Here is a 26,060-nt window from a genome sequence, read left to right as displayed (position 1 = left end):
GTGAAAAAGGGGAGCCTTGCTCCCCCATTGAGTTACTCAAGTCAGCAGTTACGCCAGCCACTGTTGCAGCTGGCGGGCCATGCCAACTGGCAGCAGGTGAGCGCGACTCAACAAGCGGCTACGCCAGGACTCGGCCAGCAAGGTGGGGCAAATTCGCATCTCCCGCCCCCTGTCAGCAACGCGCACCAACCTGTCGATAAGAGTTTCCAGCGGCGGATGCACCGGCCAGTGGGGATAGAGATCGGCGGTCGCAATCCCTGCCAGATCGCACACTCGCTCCTCTTCCTCATCTCCCTTCCCAGCAACCATTGGCCAGGGGTGAATGACATGCAGCCAGCCCGGCCGTGCTGCCTCCAGCAACTGGCCCAGCGTCGGCTGAGCAAAGTGGGGATCCCCTGCGGCTTTGAGCAGATGACGCGCCCCTGCCAGCACCACCACGCCGCGGGCGGGAAGTGCAAGAAGATCGTCGGCCAGCGCCTGATCCCGTCCCCTGTTGTGTTGCTGCCACCGCTCCGGGCTCATCTCCTGCCACTCGAATGAGGGCTCGCAGAGATGCACCCGCAGCCGCATATGTTCAGGGCGCGCCAGATTGCTCTGGCGCAGGGCCGCGAATAGGGCCGGAAACTCGGGGGCCATCCAGGCGGGAAAGGCGCAGGAGTCGAGCCAGACTGGATAGAGCCGCCCCAGCGTCAGCGGCGCCCCCTGCCAGCTCTCCTCCCCCGCCAACCAGGCATCGAGCAAGCCTTGATGGCGGCGGTTGCCGCACTCCAGCACCAGATCGGTCATGACTCCCCAGAGCGCCGGATCGCAGAGCCAGGCGTGCTGACGTCGGATAAAATCCGGGTGCCAGTGCGGCTCCCCCAGCCCCACCAGCTTGCCCGCCAGCAAGGCTTCCCGGATGGCGGCAACCGGGGTCATGCGCCCCCCTCCTGCCGGATGTGCGGTTGTTGCCCGACCCCATCGACCCGCTCACCAATAAGGGCGCCGACCTTTGCCAGCCAGTCGGGATGCACCATCTCCTGATGCAGGCAGGGGAAGCGCTCATAACGGATTTCGCCTTTTGTCAGCGGCTCCCAACCACGTCCATCCAGCCAGAGCTGGCGGGAGGCTGACGCCTCGATAAAGATCACCTCCCCGTGGTAGCAGTAGTCGACCGGCTGGCGGATCAGCCGGTTGTTGTGGCCAACCAGCTCAATCATGGCGCTCACCACCTGCTCGTCGAGCATGGCCAACGCACTCCCCTCTGCCCCCAGTCGGGCCACCACGTCGCCCCGAGTAAGGGAATCGAGCGCATCGTCCGCAACCGCAATCCCCCCCATCCGCAGCAACGCATCGAGCATCCGCTGCTCGTCGGGCAACGGCTGGGTTTGCCACTGCTGGCAGGGGTAGGCGTCGAGCAGCAGCACCATGGCCACCTCCTGTCCCTGCTCTTGCAGCATGGCGGCCATCCGGTGCACCAGCATACCCCCGAGCGACCAGCCGAGCAGCCAGTAGGGCCCCTCGCTCTGCTGACGACGCAGCTCGGTCACATAGTCGAGAGCCAGCTCGTCGAAGCTGGCGGGCAGCGGGGCATCCGGCTGGCAAAGCGCCCTTGCCTGCAGGGCATAGACGGCCATGTCGGCCGGCAGATGGGGCACCAGCGGCGCATAACACCAGCCGAGCCCCCCTGCGGGGTGGACGCAAAAGAGGGTGGGGCCTGATGTACCCGCCTGCGCACCGGGCGCCCGCAGGGGCAACAGCATGGGCATGGCCTCCCGCTCACCGCCAAGACGGCGCGCCAGCTGGGCGGGGCTCGGCGCTTCGAACAGGCTGGCGAGAGTGAGCGCCTGTCCGGTCGACTCTTCAATGCGCACCACCAGCTGCGCCGCCAGCAGCGAGTGGCCGCCGAGGGCAAAGAAGTTATCGTCGGCGCCGACCCGTGCCAGCCCAAGTACCTCGGCGAAGAGGCGACAGAGCCGCTCCTCCAGCAGGGTTTTCGGCAGTGACTGACCCACCGCCGACGCCATATCAGGCAGCGGCAACCCCTTGCGATCCAGCTTGCCATTGGGGGTAAGCGGCAGCTCGGCCAGGTTTACCAAGAGCCCCGGCACCATGTAGTCGGGCAAGGCAGCGCCAAGGGCAGGTGTAAGCTCGGCCAGCGTCAACTCGCTACTATCTGCGGCCACCACATAGGCCACCAGACGGCGATCGCCGGGGGCAAATTCGGGGGCCAGCACCACAGCCTGTGCTACCCGGGGATGGCGCAGCAGCACCTGCTCGATCTCCTCCAGTTCGATGCGCTGACCGCGGATCTTCACCTGAAAATCGAGGCGCCCCAGATACTCGATGGCGCCATCCTCACGCCAGGCAGCGAGATCGCCGCTGCGATAGAGCCGCCCCGCCCCGAAGGGGTTGGCAATAAAGCGCTCGGCGGTGAGCTCGGGCTGGCCAAAATAGCCCTCCGCCACCTGTACGCCGCCGATCCAGAGCTCCCCCGCCACACCGGGGGGCACCGGTTGCAACCAGGGGTCGAGAATGTGGATGCTGGTATTCCAGACCGGATAGCCGATGGGCACGCTGGTCACCGCCTCGTCTGCCCGGCAGGGATACCAGGTGACATCCACCGCCGCCTCGGTCGGGCCATAGAGGTTGTGCAGAGGGGCGGAGAATGTCCCATACCAGCGTTGCACCAGATCCGCGGGCAGCGCCTCGCCGGAGCAGAAGACCTGCCGCAGGGCGCGGCAACGCGCAGGCTCGGCCTGAGTGACAAAGATCTGCAGCATGGATGGGACAAAGTGCAAGGTGGTGATCCCGGCCTGCTCAATCAACTCGGCAAGGTAGGCGGGATCCTTGTGGCCGCCCGGTTTGGCGAGCACCAGCCGCGCCCCGGTCATAAAGGGCCAGAAGAACTCCCAGATGGAGACATCGAAACCGGCCGGGGTCTTTTGCAGCACCCGATCCGCCGGGCCGATGGGATACATGTGCTGCATCCAGAGCAGCCGGTTGACGATGGAGCTATGGCTCACCACCACCCCTTTGGGCCGACCGGTCGAACCTGAGGTGTAGATGATGTAGGCCGCATCTTCCGGTTTGGGGGCTGGCAGATCACAAGGTGCTGTCGTTGCCAACTCTACCGCCGCCAGCTGCTCTGCCACACTGGGGGCATCGAGGCAGACAAGTGGCGCGGCCACATCGAGCGGCATCCGCAAGGTGCGACTGGTCAGCACCAGCGCAGGATCGCTGCTGGCGAGAATGTAGCCGATCCGCTCCGCCGGGTAGTCCGGGTCAACGGGTACATAGACGGCCCCCACCGCCATGATGGCCTGCTGGGCGAGAATAAGCTCGGGAGCGCGCGGGATCACCACTGCCACCCGACAACCGGTGCCCACGCCCCTCCCCGCCAGATAGCTGGCCAGCTGGCGGGTACGCTGGCGCAGCTCGGCCACACGCCAGCGCTCGGCGCCACACTCCAGCGCGATAGCGCTCTGATCTGCCGCCGCCAGCCCTTCGGCCAGCAGTGCGCTCAGAGTGGTAGTCGGCAGCGGATGGTCGGTCTGGTTCCAGCGCGCCAGCTCAGCCTGCTCGCAGGGCAGCAGTAGCGGCAAACGCACCGCTTCGGCCTCGTCATCCGCCTCACTCCAGGCGGCCAGATAGGCCAGCAGCCGGGCCAGATGACGCTCGCTCTCCTGATGGCTGAAGCGCCCCTGATGTGCTTCGAGGGTCAGGGTCATCGCGCCTGCCTCCTCGGCAAAGTAGAAAGCGCACTCCTCCACCGGCCCCGCCGCCAGCACCTGCACCTCGCCACGAACCTGGTTGTGCCCTTCACCAAAGCTGAGGGTGCGGGCAAAGGGCATCAGATTGACCTGAGGGCCAAACAGCGGCTGGCCCGGCTGACGCTGTTGCAACCACTCCTGACGGCAGCCCTGATGGCGGCGCAGGGCGGCAAATTGCCGCTCGACCTGTGCCAGCAACGCCCCTACCCGGCTGGTGCCGCTCAGTTCAATGCGCAGAGGCACCACATTGACCTTCATGCAGGGGGTATCGGCCGCCGCTGAGCCCAGTCGCCCCATCAGCGGAATACCCAGCACTACCTCGCCAGCACCGCTCATCCGCTGCACATAGCTGGCCACTGCTGCCAGCAGCAGGCTGTAGGGGTGACAGGCCGAACGACTCGCCCGAGCCACCAGTGCCTGCCACTGGCGGCCAGCCAGACGCTGTTCAAGACGATATGTGGAGCCCGGCCCTTGCGCCGGACGGCGGGAGAGCGACGCCGGGTTCTCCACCCCGGCCAGCTGCTGCACGAAGAAATCGCGATCCCGCGCAGCGCGCGGCGAATCCTGATAGGCCGCCTCTTCTGCCAACAGTTCCTGCTGGGTCGCATAACGACAGGGAGCAGGCTGCTCGCCGATGCAGAGCGCCTCATACCAGCTCGCCACCCGCTGGCAGAGCAGGCTCAGGCCAAAGCCGTCGATGGCGATATGGTGCACGGCGATAAACCAGGCCCACCGCCCCTCGCCAAGGCGATAGAGGGTGGTGGCAAACAGCGGCCCCCCGGCCAGATTGAAGGGGACGACCAACTGCGCACGCATCTCGGCCTGCGCGGCTGCGAGCGGGTCGGCTTCGCTGCGCAGATCCCGCTCGCTCAGCTGCCAGCAGGCGGGGTTGGCCACCATCTGCGGGCCATCGGCAGTGGCCACAAAGGCGCAGTGCAGGCCGGGGATCTCGTCGATGGTCTGACGCACCGCTCGGGTGAAGTGATGGGGAGCCAGCGCCCCCTCCAGCAGCCAGTACTCGCCGGTATTGCAGGCGGGGCTCTGTGGATATTTGTGCTGGGCAAACCAGATGCCCGCCTGAGCAGTGGTAAGCGGCCAGCGCAGGTGATCCCCACGCTGATGGGTGGCGCGCATCGCCATTGTCTGTTCCATGGGAATGTCCTTGCGCAAACATCGAGCGGGCAGCGGCTTGCCCCTGCCCGCATGGCTGAAAAGCGAGGAGGCCAGGCCTCCTCCATAAAGAGAGTGTCACGCCTGCCAGATCGGCAGCGCGCGGGCTAGACCCCCAGAGTGGCACCGCCATCGACCACCAGATCCTGCAGGGTGATATGGCTGGCCGCATCAGAGGCGAGAAACAGCACGCAGGCAGCCACCTCGTCGGGTGTCCCGAGCTTGCCAAGGGGGATCCCCAGCTTGAACTGCCCGGGTAGGCCCGCAATGGTGCGCAGCTCCCCTTCGCGCTGTTCCGCCTCCCCCTCCTGCCACATGCCGTACAGCATCGGGGTTCGGGTCGAGCCCGGCGACACCAGATTGCAGCGCACCCCATAGGGGGCGAGTTCCAGCCCTGCCGTTTGGGTGAGGCTGGTCAGCGCCGCCTTGGAGGCGCCATAGATGCCCATCCCCACCCGCGGCACCCGACCGGCATTGGAGGAGACATTGACGATGGCGCCCCTGCGTCGTCCCTGAAACCAGGGGGTCAGGGCCCGCATCAGGTAGAAGGGGGCGAAGGTGTTGATGGCGAAGGTGCGCTGCAAGAGGGCGTCATCCACCTCATCGAGCCTGCCGGTCGCCAGTACGCCCGCGACATTGACCAGCACATCGGGCCCCAGCCCCTCGTCGAGCAGCTGTTCGCAGCAGCGGGTCACGGCCTCGCTGTCGCTGACATCGATCACCACCCCCTTCACGTTGCCGGGCAGCGCCTCGGCCAGTTGCAGATCGAACGCCACCACGCTGGCCCCTGCCTCGGCAAAAGTGCGCGCCACCGCATGGCCAATTCCCTGCGCCGCGCCGGTCACCCAGATGGTTCTACCTTGCCACTCGCTCATGGGGTGCACTCCGGTTCGCTGACGTGATCTTCGTTGACCACCTGATAAGCCTTGGCCTGACTGACATTAAGCTGACGGGAGAGGAGCACCCACCAGTGAGCCAGGGTCGGCGTGCGGGCCAGCTCGGCCAGCTCCACCACCAGCCCCTGCTGACGCCACTCTTCCACCAGCCCCATCACAGCCAGCGAGTCGAGACCGTAGTCGAGCAGGTTGTCATCCTCGGTGGGCTGCTCCTGCTGCATCTCGGCGGGCAGCCGTGCCAACACCTGAGCACGTAGTGACTCGCGAGTCAGAGGGCGTTTGCTGGCCGCCATCACCTCGGCCACGGTAATCACCCGACCGGCATTGCGGCTGACGTAGGAGAGCGCCAGCAGATGATCCTCGCGGGAGAAGTCGGCGATGGCATCTGCCACCAGGAAGGGGCGGATATCGCGCATAAAGGCGTCGACCGCCGTCTGCATCACCCCGATATGGCCGTAGATGCCACAGATCACCAGCTGATCCCGCCCCCATTCGGCCATCAGCTCGGCCAGCGGTGAGCGGCAAAAAGCGCTGTAGCGCCACTTGGTCAGCACCGTATCCTGCGGCTCGGGGGACAGCGCCGAAACAATCGGCTGACGCTCCGGCGCTCGGGTCAGTCCCGGCCCCCACATGTCATTGAGCAGCGCCCGATCTGCCTGACTCTGTTCGGCGGGCTGGGCGGTATAGACCACCGGCATACCGAGGGCACGCGCCTGACGGATCAGGGTGGCGATATGGTCGATGACCTGATTGATCAGCGGATTGCCCGCCCCGTAGAAGTCGACGAAATAGTGCTGCATATCGTGGACCAGCAAGGCGGCGCGGCCCGGTTCAAAGGGCCAGTTCACCCGCCCGGTGGGCAGCTCCTCAGCGGTAGGCAGCGGATAGGCGGCGAGGGATTGAATGGTCATGCACACTCCTTGGCGAGCTGCTCGCGCAGCGTCTGTTTGTCTATCTTGCCGACCGGTGTGTGTGGCAGTTGCTCCACCAGCACCAGGCGATCGGGTAGTTTGTAATCGGCCACCCCCTGCTCGCGCAGGAAACGGCGCAAGCGGGGCAGATTGAGGGGGGCGCGGCACATCAGAAAGGCGCAGCTGCGCTCCCCGAGCATGGGATCAGGCATGGCGACCAGTGCCGCCTGCCGCACATCTGGATGGGTAATTAGCAGCTCTTCAATCTCGAGGGCGTCGATCTTCTCCCCGCCCCGGTTGATCTGATCCTTGTTACGCCCCACCACCATCAGATGGCCGCTGGGCAAGCGGCAGACCAGATCGCCGGTGCAGTAGAAACCGTCCCGATCAAAAGCCCGCTGATTGTGGGCATCAGCCTTGAAATAGCCGCGAAAGGTGTAGGGGCCACGCGTCCAGAGCTCGCCGCACTCGCCATCGGGCAAGGGGTGCCCATCGCTATCCCGCACCTCCACCTCGTCACCCGGGCTCATCGGGCAACCCTGGGTATTGACGATGTGCCACTGGTCATCCTCGATGCGGGTGTAGTTGACCAGCCCCTCGGCCATGCCGAACACCTGCTGCAAGCGGCAGCCAAGGCGGCTCGCCACCGCCTCGGCGTGAGCCGGGCTGAGGCGCGCGCCGCCCACCTGCACACACTCCAGAGAGGTCTGCGGATAGTGGCTGGCCGCCTCCAGCCAGAGCGCCAGAGCCGGTGGCACCAGCGCAGCCCAATTGACCTGATGACGCTGTACCAGCTGCAGACAGGTTGCCGCGGAAGGATCCTTTGCCAGCACCACGCAGCCACCGGCATAAAACACCCCGAGTGCGCCGGGGGAGCTCAGGGGAAAGTTGTGGGGCGCCGGCAGGGCGCAGAGATAGATCACCCGCTCATCCCAACCGCACACCGCCACGCTCTGGCGCACGCTGTAGCCATAGTCATCGTGGGTACGGGGGATCAGTTTGGGGGTGCCGGTGCTGCCGCCGGAGAGCTGGAAAAAGGCGACCTGATCGGCCGGGGTAGGTGTTGGCGCAGTGGCCGTCAGAGGCGAACCATCAGCACGAGCCACGGTTTCAGGCTGACGCCATGCAAATCCTGACTGAAGATCACTCCCTTCAGCCTGCTCGAAAAACAGTGTCTGACAGGAAGGTGATGCCAGCTCATCAAGGGCCGCGAGGCTTCCCCCTTCACCGGCAAAACCGGGGTGAGAGGGGCTTAGTACCAGCAAGGCGGGCTCAATCTGGCGAGCAAAGGCCACCAGCTCTCGCCGCTGGTGGCTGTAGAGGGCATGCACCGCCACCACACCGCAGCGGATCAGGGCAAACCAGCAGATATAGAACTCGGCGCAGTTGGGCAACTGCACCAGAGCGGTATCGCCATGACTCAGCCCGCGCGCCGCCAGCCGCGCCGCCAGCGCATCGGCCTCACGTTTTAACTGGCCATAACTGAGGGTACGTTCGCTGCAGATCAGGGCCGCGCGCTCGGGATAACGTTCGGCGGAGTCATCGAGCAGGGCGGTGAGCGGTTGCCCGCGCCACCACCCTTGCGCCCGGTAGTGGGCTGCCAGCTCTGCAGGCCAGGGGGTAAAGGGCACCAGCGGCTTCATGCGGTTACCTCCGGCTCCCGGCTTTCGAGACCAAACGCCCGCAGCATGGTGCCTAGCTTGGCAGCGGTCTCCTGCCACTCCGCTTCCGGCGAGGAGCCCACCACCACCCCGGCACCGGCATAGAGCCGCAGTTGCCGGCCAGCCAGCACACCACAGCGAATGGTGACTACCCACTCGCCATTGCCATCGGCATCCATCCAGCCGACGGCGCCACAGTAGAAGCGGCGATCGTACCCCTCAAGCCGGGAGATGGCCTGACGCGCAGCCGAGAGCGGCGTGCCGCATACCGCCGGTGTCGGGTGCAGCGCCAGCGCCAGTGCCAGCACGGGAGAGGGTTCATGGAGCCGTCCGGCAATGCGGGTCGAGAGGTGCCACATGGTAGGAGTGGCGATCACCTGCGGCTCTAAGGGGACATCCAGCTCGCGGCAGAAGGGAGCGAGGGCCTCAGCGACCGCATCGGCCACCAGCGCATGTTCATAGCGATCCTTCCGGGCTCCCAGCAGTTCGGCACTGGCCACCTGTTGATCGGAAAACGCGTGGCGCGGACGGGAGCCCGCCAGTGGATTGCTCACCACCGCCATCTCGCTGCGTGATACCAGCAGCTCGGGGCTGGCGCCAAGCAGGGTCTCCCCCTCCGGCAGCGGGATCTGGAACACATAGGCGCCCGGATTCTGGGCCAGCAGAGAGCCAAAGGCGTGTGCGGGGGAGGTCTGCTCTGCGCTCCGCACGTCGATGGCGCGTGACAGCACCACCTTCTCAAGCTGGCCCTCACTGAACTGCTGCAGTGCCGCCCGCACAGCCCCCTGATAGTGGGCAGAGCCGGTCACTTCACTCACCTCGCCACGAAGCTGACAACAGCGGGCGGGCAACAGAGCATCCCTTGCGACCCACTGCGATTGCGCCGGGATCACCAGATGCCAGGGGGATTGGGTATCAAACGGGATCGCGCCGATGGCGATGGGATTGACCATCCCCTGCTGGCGCAACTGACGCAGATGGGCGAGCAGTTTCTCCGGTGGGATGCCGGTAAAACTGTCGTGGATACCGGAAGCGACCAGTACCCTGTCACCGCTGGCAAAACAGCACACTTTATCCAGCCCGGCCGCAGTGGCGGGCCACTCTCCTTCCAGTGCATGGTCACACATGACGGTGCTACTCCTTGGAATGAATCACTACCTGAAACGACAGAGTGTGAGTCATTTGACTCACCACATCGCAGGGTGAGCGGCATCCTAACAAGGAGTGAAAAAACGATCAATACAAATGAGAATTAATTTCATTAACTTCTTTTTAGTCAAAAGAGAGGGGCGAACGAAACCGAACATCACCGATAAAAAAGAGTTGCGATCGGAGCAAATTCAACTTGATAATGATAACGCTTATCATTTGAATTTTATGGAAGATGTAAATAATGAAATCCTCAACCTCCCGTTTTATTGCTCCCAGCCTGCTGGCCACCACCATCGTCACCCTGCTGACCCAGCAAGCCATCGCCGCCAGCAACGCCCCTCAAGCCGACGAGGTGATCACCGTCACCACCACGGCGCACAATACCCGCTCGGCCCCCGCCTCCATCTCGGTTATCAGTGCCGAACAGATCAAGGCCGCACCGGTCAATGACCTTGCCGACCTGCTGCGCCACGAAGTGGGCATCCAGGCCGAGACCGACACCAATGGCCGCAGCGATATCGGCATTCGCGGCATGTCGGGCAAATACACCCTGGTGCTGGTGGATGGCAAACGCCTCTCCTCCTCCAATGCCCTGTGGCGCGGTGGCAACTTCGACAACACCCCGGTGCCCCTTGGCATGATCGAGCGGGTCGAGGTGATCCGCGGCCCCATGTCGGCACTTTACGGCTCAGATGCCATCGGCGGTGTCATCAACATCATCACCAAGCAGCCGGGCAAAACCTGGCAAGGGGCAGCCGATGCCGACTTCAAGGCCATCGAGGGCAAAGATGGCGGCGATCAGCACAGAACCAACCTGGGCTTTACCGGCCCGCTGACCGACAACCTGCTGATCCGGATGAATGGCGAAGTGTATGACCGTCAGGCCTGGACTCCGCCGGAAGCGGCCGATGGCATCCCGCTTATCGAAGCCAAGCAGACCCGCAACTTTGCCTCCACCCTGAGCTGGCTGGTGGATGAGCAGCAGCGCTTCGAGTTTGACTATCTCTACAACCAGGATGAGCGGCCCCTCGATATCTTCCGCAAGACCGGCAACAAGGTGCACAGCCGCCAGCAGCAGAACGATCGCAACCTGTTTGGCCTGACTCACAAGGGGAACTGGAGCTGGGGTGACACCACCGTCATGGCCAACTATGAAAGCTCCCAGATCGATGATTTCAATACCAGCTACTCGGCCCCGCAGCAGCGCGAACTGGAGGAGAACACCTTCACCCTCAAGGGCTACACCAACCTGGCGCTGGCCAACCACTACCTGACCCTGGGTGGTGAATATCTGGATCGGGAGCTGGTGGATGCGGTGAGCTACAAGGATATCGGCGGCAAGGAGAGTCACTCCCAGGAGGCACTGTTTGCTCAGGACGAGATCGGCCTGACCGACAGCCTGACCCTGACTCTGGGCGGCCGTTACGATCACCACGAGATCTACGGCAGTCACTTCACCCCGCGCGGCTATCTGGTGTACGAACTGAACGATGTGGTGACCATGAAAGGCGGTGTCAGCCAGGCCTTCAAGGCGCCGGCACCGCACCAGTACTCCAATGGCTACAGCATCGAGAGCTGCGGCGGCAGTTGCCGCATCTATGGCAGCGACAAGGTCAAGCCGGAAACCAGCACCAACTACGAGCTGGGCGTTATCGCAGGGCAAGGGATCTGGGAGACCAGCGCCACCCTCTTCTACTCCGATATCGACGACATGCTCACCTTCAAACAGCTGCCAAACTCCACTGACCGCACCTGGTACAACCTGGAGAAGGCCACCACCAAAGGGCTGGAGCTGACCGGCAGGCTCGATCTGACCGACGACATCAATCTGGGTGCCAACTACACCTACCTGAAAGCGGAAGGCGATCAGGGTCAGGCCCTGCCCGAACGGCCGGAGCACAAGGCCAACGCCAAGCTGACCTGGCAAGCCACCGAGCGGGTCAACGCCTTCGTTGGCACCACCTACACCGGCACCCAATATGCGGAGCAGACCGTCAACAAGGCCGTGGTGCTGCACAAGCTGCCCAGCTATCAGACCTTCGATCTCGGCACCGGCTTCAAGGTCACCGAGAACTTTGATCTGCGGGTCGGTATCACCAACCTGACCGATGTGCGCCTGCAGGAGAAAGACCCCACCTTCCAGAACGTGGAGCCGGGTCGCAGCTACTACATCAGTGGCTCGGCCCGCTTCTAAAGCTCATCAAGCCAACAGCGCGGGCCCATGCCCGCGCTGTGTTGCCCGACACAATAAGGGGAAGATCCCCACTGGACAGCAATGAGCATGCAGGTTTCCATTGCCATAAGGATCGCTCATGTTCACCTCACTACTGAACGCATCACCCCTTGCCACCCTGCCCACGCCGGATGAGTTGCTGCAAGATCACCCCGCCCCTCCCCGACTCGCCCGTCAGATAGCGCGCAGCCGCCAGCAAGCCCGCCATATTCTGCATGGAGAGGACGACCGCCTGCTGCTGGTGATCGGTCCCTGCTCCATCCACGATCCCGTCGCCGCCCGCGACTATGGTGGCCGGCTGGCCGAACTGCAGGGCCAATACGGGGATCAGCTACAAGTCGTGATGCGCACCTATTTCGAAAAGCCGCGCACGACGCTCGGCTGGAAAGGATTTGTCTTCGACCCGGGTCTGGACGGCAGCGATCGGCTGGCAGAGGGATTGCGCCAGGCGCGCGAGCTGCTGCTGGTTCTCGGGCAAGAGGGGCTCGCCTGTGCCACCGAATTTCTCGATCTCACCAGCATGCTCTATCTGGGGGATCTCATCAGCTGGGGCGCCATCGGTGCCCGCACCACCGAATCCCAGCTCCACCGCCAGCTGGCCTCGGCCCTCCCCTGCCCCATCGGTTTTAAAAACGGCACCGATGGCAACATCCGGATCGCAGTCGAAGCCATCCTTGCCAGCCGGGCCGCGCACCTCTATCCGCAGCCTTCCGGTGACGGGCGGCTGGTACTGGTGCGCAGTCATGGCAACCCCGATGGTCACCTGATCCTGCGCGGTGGCCGTCAGCCCAACTATCAGAGCAATCATGTGGCAGAGGCTGGCGAGCTGCTGCGTCAGCATCACCTCTCCCCTCGCCTGATGGTCGATTGCAGCCACGGCAACAGCCAGAAACAGCACGCCCGCCAGCTACCCGTGGCCCGGGATCTGGCTGCCCAGCTGGGCAACGGCTGCCACAGTATCGCAGCCGTCATGGTGGAGAGTTTTCTCAAGGAGGGACGCCAGGATATAGCCAGCAAGCCGCTGTGCTACGGCCAGTCGGTCACCGATGGCTGTATCAGCTGGGAGCAGACGCGGGTAGTGCTCGATACCCTTGCCGAAGGGGTGGAAGCGCGCCGCCAGCAGCGCATTGCCCTGGCGGGGTAAAACCGGAACGCATATGGCGGATAAAGATATGGCCCCGATGGGGCCATATTGCTAAGGACTTCTCGCCGTAGATCAGGCGACCGATTCACGCTCCACCAGCTGGGCTTCGAATTTGAGCGGCAACCCCTCTACCGGCTTGTGATCGAGCAGACGCAGCGCCAGCTCGGCGGCGCGGCTGCCCATCTCCTCGATGGGGTAGCGCACCGTGGTGAGCTTGGGATAGATGTAGCGGGCATAGGGAATATCGTCGAACCCCACCACCGACACCTGTTGCGGGATCTTGTAACCACGCTCCAGCAGACAGGAGATGGCTCCGGCCACCATGCCATCGTTGAAACCGAGCACGGCAGTGAACTCGACACCGCGCGCCAGCAGTTCGCTCATCGCCACATAACCACCGTTCTCGTCGGCAAAGCCGCGGCTGATCAGGGCCGGATCAAGGGCGATACCAGCCCGCCCCAGCGTCTGGGTATAGCCCGCCATCCGTTGCTGACCATCGACGAACTCCTCGTCATCGGAGGTAATAAAGGCAATCTTGCGATGACCGGCATCAAGCAGATGCTGGCAAGCCGTGGTGATCCCGGCCTTGTTGTCGAGCCAGACGCAGCGATCTTCGGCGCCCGGCACCTGACGGTTGATAAAGACGATGGGAGTGGTGCCCGCCGCCAGCTCGCTCAGCTCCTCGTCGGGCAGCGCCTTGCTGTGCAGGATCAGGGCATCGCACTGACGTTGCAGCAGGGCCTGAATGGCATGGCGCTCGCGGGTAATGTCATGGTTGCCCGACATCACAATGGTGAACTTGTTTGCCCGATCGACCATGGTTTCAATGCCCCGCATCATCTGGGCGAAGAAGGGGCCACCGCAGAGGTCGCCGACCAGCACGCCGATGCAGTTGGAACGCTTGCTGACCAGAGCCTGGGCAAAACTGTTGGGCCGAAAATTGAGTTCCTTCATGGCCGCCAATACGGCCTCGCGCTTTTCCGGGGCGACCTGCGCCGTGTTGTTGATCACGCGCGATACGGTGGAAATAGACACATTTGCCAGCTGAGAAACGTCTTTTATCGTTGCCACTATCCATTCCTTTATTGTGAGGGGAACCTGCTGGTGCCGACGGCCGAGTATATCCCGCTCCCTGGAACATTTCCCGGAGCCCGATCACCACTCATGTTTCCTTTTGTAACAGAGCGTTGCTGATGATACCCGCTGCCTGCGGGATTTGAAAACGGGGCCGACTGGCGGCCCCGTGCTCAATAGGCGTGGTTGAGCTCCCGGTCCGACATGAAGCGCAGCGGCTGCTGCAGCTTGTGCTGATAGATGAGGTCAAACGACAACACGTTCTGCACGTAGTTGCGCGTCTCCTTGTAGGGAATGCTCTCGACCCAGACATCCATCGGCTTGTTTTCACTCTGATCACGCCAGCGCTTCACCCGACCGGGCCCGGCGTTGTAGGCCGCTGCCGCAAGGATCCGGTTGCCATCGTAGAGATCAAGCAAGCGCTTGAGGTAGGCGCTCCCCAGCCGGACGTTCATCGCCGGATCAAACAGCTGCTGTTCGCTGCGATAGGGCACACCGAGCTTGCCGGCAGTCTCTTTGGCGGTCGAGGGCATCAGCTGCATCAGACCGCGCGCCCCCACCGGTGACTGGGCCATCGGATAAAGAGCACTCTCCTGACGGGAGATGGCGTAGAGCAGGCTCATGTTGACCGCCCGCTCCCGCGCCACCTGACTGAAGGTCTGGGTGTAGGGTTTGGGGAAGCGCAGCTCCAGTGCATCCCACGCTTCGGCGCGGATGCTGGAGAGAATGGCCAGTTCATGCCACCCCTGATTGAGGGCGATATGACCAAACTCGATGCGTTGGGCCACCGGGTTGCGATCCATGTTGTGGATCCACTCGGCCCGTGCCGCCGTGATTTCGTTCATCGACAGCAGCTCGCGCACCCGCAGCAGGAAGGGCCAGCGCTGGCTGGCAGTGCGCCAGTCCGGTACATGCTTCACCCCCTGATTGACCATGCGGTAGGGCACGCCGGTACGCTGGGCCGCCATAAAACCGTAGAAACCACGCAGGTTGGCGGTCTCCAGATAGAGATCCTGAGCCGGTTTCTTCTGCCCCTGCACCTCGAGGGAGCGCGCCATCCAGTAGCGCCAGCGATCCTCTTTCTGACGCGCCATCGGCATCTTTTTCACCCAGCCGGAAAGGCCGCGCCAATCCTGTTCCCAAATCGCGAGACGGGCCCGCAGCTCGGTAATATCGGGATCGGCCAACCGCACCACGGTATTGTCGAGCCAGCTGCGCTGGGCCAGTGAGCGATCCAGCAACAGACGACGGGCAATGGCACGCTCAACCGGCTTGGCCTCGGCCTGAGTCAGACCAAAGCGGCTGCGAAAGAGCGTCAGCTGACGCAGTACCGCTTCCGGCTCCTGATTGGCATAACGGGCCAAACCGAGCGAGAGCAGCTTCCTTGAGTAGGGATTGCTGCTGAAATAGGCGGGATTCATCGCCTTGGCTGGCTGCTCGAACAGGGTCACCATCTGATCGCCATAGCTTTGCAGGCTACCCGACAGGTTGGCCCCCAGATGACGGATCAGGTTGGGGTTCTCCGCTTCGAAAGCGAGGGTCATCCGCTGCCAGATTTTATCCTGGGTACGCTGACCGGATGCCTGCCACAGCTTGAAGAGCGGCGAGCAGGCATCGGGGCGGGATTGGCCGCTCATCCAGAGTTTGCCAGCCCCCTGCAGTGCTTCAACCTGTTTGCCGGTGTTGTAGAGCGCCTGATAGTGCATGCAGAGCAGATCGGTGGAGCTCGGCTTGGCCGGATAGAAGCGCAGGAATTGCGACCACTGCTCGCTCTGGGCCAGATAGGTGAGGTAACTGCGTTCCAGCCGGTTCGACTGGGGGGTGTCGCCATGCTCGCGGATAAAGCGGGTCACATCGTTGTAATCGGCCGCCCCGGGCCGAAAGGCGAGCTGGTAGTAATCGAGGTAGGGCAACAGGGGATAATGAGCCAAACGGGCTCGAATTTGCTGGAAACGGGCCTGATCATCGGCCTTTACCGCATCGTAGGCCTGACGGTACAGCGACTGCTCCGCTGTTTGTGCCATCAGACCCGGCGCAAACAGCGCCGACAAAACAATTCCCCATACAGCTTTCACTGAACATCTCCATTGCGAGGCAAGAACACCGCCCGCGGGCGGTGGGTCTACTGCCTCCCATTCTACCCGTTGCCAGCCAAGGCGACAGCGGGGAGAGGAGACTATTTTTCTACGCCACTCAGCTGAATTTCGCGCGGGTACTCTTGTCTTGCGAGGCGCTGCACATATTTCTCCAGATAGGGCACCGGCAACGGCTTGGAGGCGAGGTAGCCCTGATAGAAGCTGCACCCCTGCGCCTTGAGAAACTCCAGCTGCTGGCGTGACTCCACCCCTTCGGCGGTAACGTTGAACCCCATGTGGCGCGCCATGGCAATCACCGCCTCGACGATGGCCATGTTGTCGCCATCCTTGGGGATGTCCTGAATGAAGGAGCGGTCGATCTTGAGCTCGTCGGCGGGCAGCCGCTTGAGATAGCTCAGGGAGGAGTAGCCGGCACCGAAATCGTCGATAGCAAAGCTGATGCCAAGGGACTTGAGATCCGTCATCTTGCTGATGGTGTCCTCGGCGTGGCCCAGCACCACGGATTCGGTGATCTCCAGATTGAGGCAGGCCGGATCCATGCCGGTTTGCGCCAGCACATCGTGGATCCGCTCGACAAAGTCGGTGGCATGGAACTGCTTGGCACTGACGTTGACCGAGATCTGCGGGATATGGATTCCGTTTTCCTCCCACAGCACATACTGGGCACAGGCTTCGTGGAGCACCCAGTTGCCGATATCGACGATGAGATCGCTCTCCTCGGCGATGGGGATAAACTCGGCCGGCGAAACCAGTGCGCGCCCCGCCGGCTGCCAGCGGATCAGCGCCTCGACGCCGATGATGTCGCCGCCATCCACCAGATGCTGGGGCTGATAGTAGAGCGTCAGCTCCTGCTGATTGAGGGCGTTGCGCAGCTCGTTGTGGATGTGCAGGCGGCGATCCGCCTGCTGCTGCATGGAGGCGTCAAAGAAGCGACGGGTCTTGCGACCGGCCGACTTGGCCTGATACATGGCGGTATCCGCCTGCTTGAGCAGATCATCCACTCCCTGCTCCCGATCCGGAAACAGGGTGATGCCGACGCTGGCACCGATGTGCAGCACCTGCCCCGCATAGGTGTAGGGCGCAGCAATCTCGGTGATGAGCCGCTCGGCAATGATGTCGGCCTGCATCTCCGCCTGGGGCGGGCTGGCCGACAGCGACGGCAGCAGCAGGACAAACTCATCCCCGCCGAGGCGAGCCAGACAATCGCCCTGACGCACCAGCCGCTTGAGCCGGGTCGCGACCTCTTTGAGGAGCCAGTCGCCGGTAGCGTGGCCAAGGGAGTCGTTGATGGTCTTGAAGTGATCGAGATCGATAAAGAGCAGCGCGCCGATCAGGCAGCTGTGGGTTGCCTCGTTGAAGGTCTGAACCAGAGTTTCATGCAGCTGGCGGCGGTTGGGCAGACCGGTCAACTCGTCGTAATAGGCGAGATCCTGGATCCGCCGTTCGGCGGCCTTGCGCTCGGAGATATCCTCGAAGCAGATGACGAAGTGGCTTATGCCTCCCTTCTCATCCTGTACCGGCGTCACGATTTCCCATTGGGGATAGGTATGACCATCGGCGTGCAGACGCTGGGTCTCCCCCTGCCAGCGGCTCAGGGGATTGAGCTCGTAACCGAGCCCTCCCAGATTGGGCCAGAGATCCTGTTCCAGCTGCAGACCCAGCACGGCCTGGCTGTCGAATCCGGTTATCTGGCTAAAGGCGTTGTTGACCCGCAGGATCTTGAATCCCGGATCGGTGATAATGATCCCCTCATGGGTTTCGAAAGCTACCGCAGAGAGGCGCATCTGGGCATCTGATTGCAACCGTTCCAGCTCGGCAACCATCCGCACTGTGAAGGTGTTGAGTACCGAGTTGAGGTTCGCCATGTCAGCCGGCGCCGAGCTGAGCAGCGCCAGATGGCCCAGCAGTTGCCCACGGCCATCAAACAGCGGCTGACCGTAATAGGTCTGACCGGCGGCCAGCCACGGCTGGTACTCTTCCTGCTCGGAGAGCACCTCCAGGCAGACCGCGCCCTGTCGATAGAGCTGCTGGCAGGGTGTTCCCGCCAGCGGGTAATCCTTGAGCGCCAACCCGTCGGCGGCCAGCACCCGCACCCGATCCGCCGAACTCAGCTCACCGACCCAGACCGCATCGACCTGCAGAATGTGGGAGAGCTGTTTGACCAGGGTGTTGAAGAAGTCGAGCCCGGTGCGGGCAGAGAGTGCCTGCGCCAGCTGGGTGAGCAGGCTGGTCTGCAGCAAAGGCAGAGAGAGCTTGAGAGACGTTGCGGCAAGCGGGATCAGCCAGCCACAGCAAACCTCCTGGTTGGGCACGAACTGGCCGCTCCAGAGCACATGGTTGAGGGCCCCCTCTTTATCTCTGAGGTGGCCGATAAACTGTTCCGGCAGGTGTGATTCATGAAGGCGGATGAGGAAGTCGGCAAAGCCCGCTTCATCTTCCGGCAGCAGCTGGTCGGTCCATGGATGGACTCCCTTTCCTTGCCACTGCTGGCAGGTGCCCTGATCAGAGAGACTCCACTGATCATGCTGCCGATCAAAAAACCACATGACCTGCGTGGCTTGATGCTTCATTTATGACTCCAACACAACAACCGACCACGTTTGATGTCCAGCAACAGGCAGCAGCAACCGCTCCGGATCCGCTCATGAGGTCGAAGAGAGGAGGGGCAAAGTGCAAACATGCGATATCAAGCAGTGGGAACCGGATATGAGGTCGACACAGGGTGCTGCCAAGAGGGGACAGAAACGATCCTATTCCCGTCATACTGCCTGCCAGTTTCAAGGAGCTCAAGCGATTTTTGGCACGAAACCGGAAAAGATCACAATTTATAAGTTGCTGAATAATGATGGCTGAATTTTGTGATCTACATCACACTTTAAGTGCCACCAATCAGTAATCTGAAGGTGAAGACACAAGCAAGACGACCCGAAGGGGGCCTATATGAAAATCGAAATTACCAGCAAAATCATCGACATCACCCCGGCTATTCGCGAGCGTATCGAATCCCGTTTTGAAAAGCTCGAACGTCTTCAGGTGCCTCTCATCACACCCCATGTGATTGTCTCCAAAGAGCGTCTGATGTTCATTGTCGAAGCCAGTGCTGGCATCCCCAACGGCAAACTGTTTGCCCAGGCAGAGCATGAGGATCTCTACGCCGCCATCAACGAATTGGGACAAAAACTGGAGCGTCAACTCAATCGCCATACCGAAAAACCCATTGCCCGTCGCGCCAATGCCGCGTTGAAAGAGCAGGTTGAAACGGACGAAGCTGACGCATAAGGCATCACGGATCACAAAGAGCATAAAGGCGGGTTATCCCGCCTTTTTGTTTGCCTGATTTTCAGCAGTCTGAACAAAAGCACCAGCCCCTAGCTGAGCCAGTGAAGACGGGTATCAACCCCCTGCTGCAACCGGTCGAGCACCGGCAACAGCACCAGCGGATCCTCCTCGCGCGGCACACTGGCTAGCTTGTGTTGCAGCTTCTCGCGTCCCAGCAGTGTCAGATTGTCAAACACCGCCTCATCGATCAGCGGCTGTCTGGCTACCAGTGGCGGCGTTTGCAGTGCCAGCCAGAGCCGCACATCCACCATGCCTCCCCCCTGCTGCAACCGCTCATTGATGGCACTGCAGTCACTCCCCGCCCCCTCGGCCATCAGTACCTGAGCCTCTCGCAGCTCAAAGTGCGCTCGCCAGTCCCGCGTGTCCGGGCTTGCCGCCGGCTTGGCATCGAACCAGGGCTGCTCTTCAACCGCATCGGTCAGCAGCGCCAGCTGCAATCGGAAATCAGCCCGATCGCCATGCTGAAGATCCAGGTTGAGGCGTTGCCCCAACTGGCCTTCATCGACGAGCAGCTGATTACGGATTGAACTGGGTAGCATGGGATAACTCTTGGAAATGGTGATTTCATCTCTTATCGGCCACATATCCAATTCTTTTAATGGAAAAATCCGCTTCAGGGGTTCACAAAAGCGGAAGATCTGTTAGTATGCGCCTCGCACTTGGGGAGGGGTTCCCGAGCGGCCAAAGGGATCAGACTGTAAATCTGACGGCTCTGCCTTCGAAGGTTCGAATCCTTCTCCCTCCACCATTCAAGTGCAAAAAATATGAAGCAATACCCCGTGGAGGGGTTCCCGAGCGGCCAAAGGGATCAGACTGTAAATCTGACGGCTCTGCCTTCGAAGGTTCGAATCCTTCTCCCTCCACCATCATTCAGAAAACCCGGCCTAGCGCCGGGTTTTCGCTTTTCTGGCCCGTCCAATCCGTTATCCCTCTGCACACCCAACCTTTAGCGCCATTTGCCTGTTGGCGAGTACGCAATAAAAACGGGAGGCCAGCGCCTCCCGTTGTTCAGTTCTCACCGCCATCAGAGCGTGAAGCGATAGAAGATATCCACCGCCTGTGCCACCCCGCTCATCGCCTGCAGATAGAGGCGTGGCAGCAGTTCGTAGCGCAGCTTGAACTCGGCGATGGGGCTGAACACCCCGACCCCGTACTGGAACTGCAGGCCCGGCAGCAGATAGGCCGACAGGGTTACCTGGGTGTTGTCGCCACTGCCTGCCGTATCGAGGGAAACATCGCTCATCCCGAGCGACTCGCCAATGCTCGACACCACCCCATTGGCCTGGCTGACCGCCCCCGCCACCAGCAGACCGTTGAAACCGCCATCTTCCCCGGTGGTTTGCAACCCTTTACCGCGCAGCAGGTAGGAGAGCTGTTCCGACTGCGCCATCTGCGGCTCGGAGTAGACATTGATCGCCGGCTTGCTGGCCGGGCCGGTCACCCGCACCCCGACCGTCACCTGCCCCTCGATGGTATCGGGGTCACGGTACGCCTCGATATTGAGGAAGGGGCGATCGAGCGGACCGGAGAAGAGGATCCGCCCCTCCTTGATGATCAGGTTCTGGCCATAGGCCTTGAAGCGACCATTGGTGAGCACCAGCTGACCATTGCCTGCCAGCGGCTTGCCCGGATCCTGACGAATATTGAGGCCGCCCGATACATCGGTCTTGAGCCCCATCGCCTCCAGCTTCACATCGTTACCAAGACGGATCGCCACCTTCATCGCCAGCGGCAGGCTGGCCTGCTTGGGCGGTGGGGGCAGATCGTCATAAACCACGGTGACATCGTCAGAGACGGCGACCGCAGAGTCAGGCAGGCTCTTGACCAGAATGCGTGCCCAGGGGATATCCACCTGACCGGTCACCCGGGTTTCGTCACCCAGTGAGACGGCAATATCGGGGGAGACCTTCACCCGCCCCATCCCCGGATACTGCGCCTCCAGCTCCTTGCCCTGAATGGTGAGGCTGCCGGTCACCGGCATCTTGGCCCAGCTGAGCCAGCCCCCCAGCGCCAGCGGCCCCTTGCCAACCAGCATGGAACCATCCAGCTCGGCCCGGTTGCCTTCAATCTTGAGGCGGGTCACCAGCTTGGTCAGGGTCACCATGTCGGAGTGGGTCTGTACCTCGCCATCGCTCAGATTGAGCTGGCCAAACAGCAGCGGCGCCGCCAGAGTGCCATCAAAACGGGCATTGGCCGAGATAACCCCATGCAGGGAGCGCACTTCGGGAATGAGCGGGGCGAAGGTGTCGAGCTTGAGATCATCAAACTTGAGCTGGCCGCCGAGCAGACCGCGACCGGCAGGCTCCCTGATCAGCAGCTCGGTATCGATATTGCCGATCTGCCTGGAGGCAAAGTCGAGACGAATGGCCGCCTGCTGCCGCTCGAAATCAAGGCCCAGCGCCAGTTGCTGGTAGTCGGTCTTGAGATCATCGGTGACAAAGGTGCCCGGCGTGGTACGCACCACCGCATGGAGGGTCGGCTGATTGCCGCGCCAGCTGGCCCGGCCATCGGCAGAGAGCACCGCCTGCCAGCTAAAGTTGTCCGGCAACCAGGGACGCAACCGCTTGAGGTCAAACCCGGCCAGTGCAAACTCCAGCGAGCCTTGCGCTGCCGATACCTGGCTTCGTTTCACGCAGAGGCTGGCCCCTTGCGAACCAAGGCAGAGATCCCCCATCACCACGCGCTGGCGCGGCAGATCCACATCCAGATCCCAGGGCGAGGTTAGATCCCAGCGGCGCAGCGGGGTTTTGAGCTTGAGCTCGGAGAGCGCGCCACGCCAGTGCTCCCCGCGCATGCCGCCCGCCAGTTTGAGGTTGGCCGCAACAGGGTCACCCTTCATGGTCAGGGTCAGCTGATGCTGGTTGAAATCACCGTTCAGATTGAGCAGCAGCTGGCTCAGCTTGGTGGCCCCCTGGGTCAACTCGGCAACCGAGAGTGTCAGCTCGCCAGCGGGCTTTGCCCCCAGCGCGCCGTTGCCCTTGAGGGTAATGCTGCCGAGATTGGTTCCCGCGTAGTAGAGACGGCCGGCGGTCAAGTCGGCTGCCACTCTGGGGGTCTGCTGGTTACCGCTTACCTTAACCTGCCCTTTGATATCCCCCTTCAGACCGGGATAGATGCCGCCGAGCTGCGGCGCATCCAGTGCCGCATCCAGCTGCCAGCGAGCGGGTGCTATGCTCCCCTTGGCCTGCAGCTGGTTCGGGCCACTTTGCAGCGAGAGCGTCGGGATCTGCCACTCCATCTTGTCGTTGCCGCGCAGCTCCCCTTTGAGGGCCAGCGGATACTGGTTGAGCTTGCCATCGATCTTGAGCTTGGGCAGGTTGAGCTCCCAGTGACCCGCCTCGCTCATCGCAAACCGGCTCTCCAGCTCTCCCGCCAGAGTCCCCTTGAGCTCGGGCAACAATTCGGCCGGATTGATCCCCTTGAACAGGGTCGTCCCCTGCCACTCGATCCCCTTGTTCCAGGCGAGCTTGCCATCGAGTTTGAGCTCCCCTTTGAGGGCGTTGAGCTGCAAGGCGATCTTGCTGAGCCGATCCAGATCCCCCTTCCCTTCCAGCACAACCTTGAAAGGAGGCACGTCGGTACCCTTGCCGGCGGTATTAAGAGCAAATTGATAGCCGGAAAGCTTGCCCTTGGCGGTCAGGCTCCCTTTATCCAGCCGATAGTTCGGCTCATCTTTGGCGGGCTTGTGCAACGGCCAGCCGAGGCTCTTCCAGTCGAGAGCCAGATCGAAGGGCAGATCCGGGTCGAGCGCGGCCAGAGATCCCTTGAGGTTGGCAGCAACCGGCCCCTTGGCCGCCAGCGTCAGTGCCAGTTTGCCAACCGACCCACCCAGAGTCAGGGTCGCCTGCTCCCCTTGCAGCTCACCATCGAGCAACCCCTTGCGAGCCTTGGCATCCAGCGTCACCGCCAGCGGATAGTCATCCCCCAGCCGGATATTGCCCTTGAGCGCCAGATCCGCCATGGCGTGGCGCAGCGACAGCTCGCGTACCTCGATACGATCGCCGACGGCACTGGCAGAGAGCTGCAACTTGTCGATCCCCTCGACCAGATCACCCTGCTGGTATTTCACCCGGGTCACATTCACCCCTTCAAGCTGAATGGGGAATGGCAGATGGATGGCGGGCAGCACTATGGGTTCTGCCTTCGTAGCCTTGTCGCTGCTAGCTTTCGCTGTCTTGGGCGCCTTATCGCTGTCACCCTTGGCTGCGCTCTTGGCCACCGGGGAACTTGCGGCCTCGCCGCTGGCCTGAGCCGACGCCCTGGCTGAGGTGCTGGCTGAGGTGCTGGCAGGGGCATCAGCAATGGTCACGCTCAGCTTGTCGAGCACCGGCCCGCGCACGATCAACCCCTTGCGATTGAGGGTGGCGCCGATATCGAGTGATCCCAGCGTCACGGCAACACCGGGTACCGCCAGATCGAGGTCAGCCACCTTGAGGCTGTCGACCTGAATTTTGAGGGGAAGCGGATGCCAGACAAAAGGCTCCGACGGCTCTTCCGGGGCAGGCTCCGAGTCAGCCACCTTCACCACCGGATGGGTCACTTCAAGCGATTTGATCCAGAGTTTGCCCTGCAGCAGTTTGCCAAGATCCCAGTCGAGCACGGCGCGATCGACCGTGACATCCACCAGCTCATCCTGCCAACCCGCCCCTTCCAGAGTCCAGCCATAGCCAAGCTGACCCGCCACCAGCTCCCCTTTGAGGGAGGGCAGCGCCGCCCTGGCCTGTTGCCACAACCACTTGTTGCCCTGATGGGTGAATCCCAGCAGGCTGACGCCGATGAGCAGCAGGAAAATCAGCCCCATCAGCCAGAGAAAGATGCGTTTTACCCAGATCATAATTCAGGCCCCAATGCGAAATGCAGCCGCAAGGGCTTGTCCTCTTCCGATACCCCGACCGCCAGATCCAGCCTGACCTGACCGATGGGGGTCACCCAGCGCACACCGACACCGGTACCAATCTTCCACGGCTCGCTGTAGTCGTTGGTGGCGGTACCGCCATCCACAAACAGGGCTCCCAGCCACTTGTCGCTGAAGCGGTAGTTGTACTCCATGCTGGCGACGCTGGTGTAGCGGCCACCGGTCAGCTTGCCGTCCGAGCCGGTCGGCGAGATGGTCTCATAGCCAAAGCCGCGGACCGTCTGATCACCACCGGTAAAGAAACGCAACGATGGCGGCACCAGCGAGAAGCTGTCGCCTATGATGGCCCCCTGCTCGGCACGCATCAGGAATCTGTGGTTATCCCCCAAGGTACGCAGCCACTTGCTGCGCCCCCACACCCGCATAAAACTGATGTCGGAGCCCCAGGTGGGGTCGGAGAACTCCAGCGTCAGCTGCTGGCGATCCCCCCAGTCGGGCACCAGACCACCGCGCACCCGCAGCCGCGACCAGGAGACACCGGGGATCAGCAGCAAGCTGTTCCCCTCGTCGGCGCCCTGGGTATAGATTTCGTTCTCCAGCCGGATAAAGACGTCCCGGTCCCAGCTCTCCGGCCGCCGCGTCCAGCGGTGCACACCGACGGTCGTCAGGTCGGAGCGGGTATCGTTGTTGTCCTTGTACTGGTAACCAGTCTGGATCGAGTAGTAGTCCCGCAGCGGGTTGCCCACCGGGATCTGGTAGTCGAAGCTGAGCTCGGCCTCCGGCTGGGAGACCTTGGCGGTAGCGAAGAGGCGGTGGCCATAGCGGTTGACCCAGGGCTTCTCCCAGGTGGCGCTCATCCGCGGCCCTACGTCGGTGGCGTAGCCGATACCGGTCTCAATCTCGTGATCGACCCGGTTGTCCAGCGTCACCGAGATGGGCACCCGGTAGTTGCTCGCCTCACTCAGCACCGGCTTGATATCGACCTGACGGAACAGCTTGGTGGAGGAGACATCCTGCGACATCTCGGCAAGACGGATGGCGAGATAGGGGTCACCGCTCTTGATGTTGATAAGCGGCCGAATAAGGTGGAGCGCCTCGGGGGTGGCGTCGTAGCGGATCTCGCCAAAGTGGTAGCGGTGGCCCGACTGGAAGAGGATGTAGATCTCCGCCGTCCCCTTGTCCGGGAATACCTTGACCTGACTCTTGCCCAGCTTGGCATCGAAGTAACCGCGGGCCAGCCCGAGGCTGCCCAGATCCGCCTTGATCGACTCATATTTGGCGTGATTGAGGGGATCCCCCTCTTTGAGCGGCAACTGATCGAGCAGGGCGCTGTAGACCTCGTCGCTGCCGGCATCACCCTCCAGCAGAATATCGAGGCGCGAGACGATGACCGGCTCCCCCTTGTCCACCTCGATCAGGACTTTGGAAGGGGTCTTCTTGTCGCGACTCAGGGTAATCTTGGGCTGGTAGTAGCCATACACCTGCAGCGCCTTTTGCACGCTCTCGGTGATTTTGGCGCGAGCCGGGCGGTATTGTCGCTCCTGATAGACGGGCAAGGCGTTGAGGTAGGCTTCAACGTTATCCTTGTTCTCCCCTTTCAACCCCTTGACCTGATAGGTGAGCTTGGCAGCCAGTGCGGGGGTGGCCATCAGCGACAACATAAGGCCCAGCCCGAGCACCAGGAGGCTACGTCGAAGGGCTGAGCCAAAGAGCGAACTCCCTGTCAGCAGGGACGGATTGCATCCTGTCAAAGGTCAATATTCCTGAAAATTGGTTA

At 62.4% G+C, this 26,060-nt stretch carries 15 protein-coding genes and 2 tRNA genes; 5 read left to right on the top strand and 12 right to left on the bottom strand.

Annotation, left to right across the window (positions count from 1 at the left end):
* Positions 1-48: 48 nt before the first annotated feature.
* From I6L40_RS09895 to I6L40_RS09870, 6 genes are all read right to left on the bottom strand, one after another.
* Positions 49-918: a hypothetical protein gene (locus tag I6L40_RS09895; RefSeq protein WP_071911711.1), complete on the bottom strand. Its 870-nt coding sequence runs from the start codon at positions 916-918 to the stop codon at positions 49-51.
* Positions 915-4,904, bottom strand: coding sequence for a non-ribosomal peptide synthetase (locus I6L40_RS09890; protein ID WP_216995367.1), 3,990 nt, complete (start codon positions 4,902-4,904; stop codon positions 915-917). The genes I6L40_RS09895 and I6L40_RS09890 overlap by 4 nt, the downstream gene beginning before the upstream one ends.
* Positions 4,905-5,029: 125 nt before the next feature.
* Entirely contained in the window at positions 5,030-5,797 is a 768-nt protein-coding gene (gene dhbA, locus I6L40_RS09885; RefSeq protein WP_216995366.1) for a 2,3-dihydro-2,3-dihydroxybenzoate dehydrogenase, read from the bottom strand.
* Complete coding sequence (locus I6L40_RS09880; RefSeq protein ID WP_216995365.1) at positions 5,794-6,729, bottom strand: isochorismatase family protein; 936 nt, start codon at positions 6,727-6,729, stop codon at positions 5,794-5,796. The genes dhbA and I6L40_RS09880 overlap by 4 nt, the downstream gene beginning before the upstream one ends.
* On the bottom strand, positions 6,726-8,372 hold the full coding sequence (locus tag I6L40_RS09875) for a (2,3-dihydroxybenzoyl)adenylate synthase (protein WP_216995364.1): 1,647 nt from the start codon (positions 8,370-8,372) through the stop codon (positions 6,726-6,728). Before I6L40_RS09875 ends, I6L40_RS09880 begins: the two co-directional genes overlap by 4 nt.
* Positions 8,369-9,517, bottom strand: coding sequence for an isochorismate synthase MenF (locus I6L40_RS09870; RefSeq protein WP_216995363.1), 1,149 nt, complete (start codon positions 9,515-9,517; stop codon positions 8,369-8,371). Before I6L40_RS09870 ends, I6L40_RS09875 begins: the two co-directional genes overlap by 4 nt.
* Positions 9,518-9,783: 266 nt before the next feature.
* Between I6L40_RS09870 and I6L40_RS09865 the strand changes: the two genes are divergently transcribed.
* On the top strand, positions 9,784-11,736 hold the full coding sequence (locus I6L40_RS09865) for a TonB-dependent receptor (protein ID WP_216995362.1): 1,953 nt from the start codon (positions 9,784-9,786) through the stop codon (positions 11,734-11,736).
* A 118-nt stretch (positions 11,737-11,854) separates the two neighbouring features.
* Positions 11,855-12,919, top strand: a complete 1,065-nt coding sequence (locus tag I6L40_RS09860; RefSeq protein WP_071911726.1) for a 3-deoxy-7-phosphoheptulonate synthase — start codon at positions 11,855-11,857, stop codon at positions 12,917-12,919.
* A 72-nt stretch (positions 12,920-12,991) separates the two neighbouring features.
* On the opposite strand, the gene I6L40_RS09855 is transcribed toward I6L40_RS09860, so the two are convergent.
* The 3 genes from I6L40_RS09855 to I6L40_RS09845 all read right to left on the bottom strand — a co-directional run bounded on the left by I6L40_RS09855 (position 12,992) and on the right by I6L40_RS09845 (position 18,659).
* On the bottom strand, positions 12,992-13,990 hold the full coding sequence (locus I6L40_RS09855; protein WP_042033294.1) for a LacI family DNA-binding transcriptional regulator: 999 nt from the start codon (positions 13,988-13,990) through the stop codon (positions 12,992-12,994).
* Between the two features lie 176 nt (positions 13,991-14,166).
* Complete coding sequence (locus tag I6L40_RS09850; protein ID WP_071911728.1) at positions 14,167-16,068, bottom strand: transglycosylase SLT domain-containing protein; 1,902 nt, start codon at positions 16,066-16,068, stop codon at positions 14,167-14,169.
* A gap of 101 nt (positions 16,069-16,169) precedes the next feature.
* Positions 16,170-18,659 carry a bifunctional diguanylate cyclase/phosphodiesterase gene (locus tag I6L40_RS09845; RefSeq protein ID WP_071911730.1) on the bottom strand — a complete coding sequence of 830 codons (2,490 nt, stop codon included), beginning with the start codon at positions 18,657-18,659 and terminating at the stop codon, positions 16,170-16,172.
* Positions 18,660-19,029: 370 nt separating this feature from the next.
* On the opposite strand from I6L40_RS09845, the gene raiA reads away from it, so the two are divergent.
* Positions 19,030-19,368, top strand: coding sequence for a ribosome-associated translation inhibitor RaiA (gene raiA / locus I6L40_RS09840; protein WP_033113440.1), 339 nt, complete (start codon positions 19,030-19,032; stop codon positions 19,366-19,368).
* Between the two features lie 89 nt (positions 19,369-19,457).
* On the opposite strand, the gene I6L40_RS09835 is transcribed toward raiA, so the two are convergent.
* Positions 19,458-19,967 (bottom strand): VC2046/SO_2500 family protein, encoded by a 510-nt coding sequence (locus I6L40_RS09835; RefSeq protein ID WP_071911961.1) that lies wholly within the window; start codon positions 19,965-19,967, stop codon positions 19,458-19,460.
* Positions 19,968-20,091: 124 nt separating this feature from the next.
* On the opposite strand from I6L40_RS09835, the gene I6L40_RS09830 reads away from it, so the two are divergent.
* Together I6L40_RS09830 and I6L40_RS09825 are read left to right on the top strand one after the other, a co-directional pair.
* A tRNA-Tyr gene (locus I6L40_RS09830) sits at positions 20,092-20,176 on the top strand.
* Between the two features lie 33 nt (positions 20,177-20,209).
* Positions 20,210-20,294 (top strand) — tRNA-Tyr (locus I6L40_RS09825).
* A gap of 158 nt (positions 20,295-20,452) precedes the next feature.
* On the opposite strand, the gene I6L40_RS09820 is transcribed toward I6L40_RS09825, so the two are convergent.
* Both I6L40_RS09820 and I6L40_RS09815 read right to left on the bottom strand, forming a co-directional pair.
* A complete protein-coding gene (locus I6L40_RS09820) occupies positions 20,453-24,262 on the bottom strand; it encodes a translocation/assembly module TamB domain-containing protein (RefSeq protein ID WP_216995361.1) in 3,810 nt (1,269 codons plus the stop codon).
* Positions 24,259-26,034, bottom strand: a complete 1,776-nt coding sequence (locus tag I6L40_RS09815) for an autotransporter assembly complex family protein (protein ID WP_071911735.1) — start codon at positions 26,032-26,034, stop codon at positions 24,259-24,261. The genes I6L40_RS09820 and I6L40_RS09815 overlap by 4 nt, the downstream gene beginning before the upstream one ends.
* Positions 26,035-26,060 lie beyond the last annotated feature (26 nt).

Source organism: Aeromonas sp. FDAARGOS 1410 (assembly GCF_019048745.1).
Classification (GTDB): domain Bacteria; phylum Pseudomonadota; class Gammaproteobacteria; order Enterobacterales; family Aeromonadaceae; genus Aeromonas; species Aeromonas jandaei.
This window is presented reverse-complemented; position numbering and strand designations above follow the sequence as displayed.

What these genes read in the sequence shown, in the direction of transcription:
- I6L40_RS09895 (WP_071911711.1), bottom strand. Translation starts at nt 918, where the DNA reads ATGACCCCGGTTGCCGCCATCCGGGAAGCCTTGCTGGCGGGCAAGCTG.
- I6L40_RS09890 (WP_216995367.1), bottom strand. Translation starts at nt 4,904, where the DNA reads ATGGAACAGACAATGGCGATGCGCGCCACCCATCAGCGTGGGGATCAC.
- dhbA (WP_216995366.1), bottom strand. Translation starts at nt 5,797, where the DNA reads ATGAGCGAGTGGCAAGGTAGAACCATCTGGGTGACCGGCGCGGCGCAG.
- I6L40_RS09880 (WP_216995365.1), bottom strand. Translation starts at nt 6,729, where the DNA reads ATGACCATTCAATCCCTCGCCGCCTATCCGCTGCCTACCGCTGAGGAG.
- I6L40_RS09875 (WP_216995364.1), bottom strand. Translation starts at nt 8,372, where the DNA reads ATGAAGCCGCTGGTGCCCTTTACCCCCTGGCCTGCAGAGCTGGCAGCC.
- I6L40_RS09870 (WP_216995363.1), bottom strand. Translation starts at nt 9,517, where the DNA reads ATGTGTGACCATGCACTGGAAGGAGAGTGGCCCGCCACTGCGGCCGGG.
- I6L40_RS09865 (WP_216995362.1), top strand. Translation starts at nt 9,784, where the DNA reads ATGAAATCCTCAACCTCCCGTTTTATTGCTCCCAGCCTGCTGGCCACC.
- I6L40_RS09860 (WP_071911726.1), top strand. Translation starts at nt 11,855, where the DNA reads ATGTTCACCTCACTACTGAACGCATCACCCCTTGCCACCCTGCCCACG.
- I6L40_RS09845 (WP_071911730.1), bottom strand. Translation starts at nt 18,659, where the DNA reads ATGAAGCATCAAGCCACGCAGGTCATGTGGTTTTTTGATCGGCAGCAT.
- raiA (WP_033113440.1), top strand. Translation starts at nt 19,030, where the DNA reads ATGAAAATCGAAATTACCAGCAAAATCATCGACATCACCCCGGCTATT.
- I6L40_RS09835 (WP_071911961.1), bottom strand. Translation starts at nt 19,967, where the DNA reads ATGCTACCCAGTTCAATCCGTAATCAGCTGCTCGTCGATGAAGGCCAG.
- I6L40_RS09820 (WP_216995361.1), bottom strand. Translation starts at nt 24,262, where the DNA reads ATGATCTGGGTAAAACGCATCTTTCTCTGGCTGATGGGGCTGATTTTC.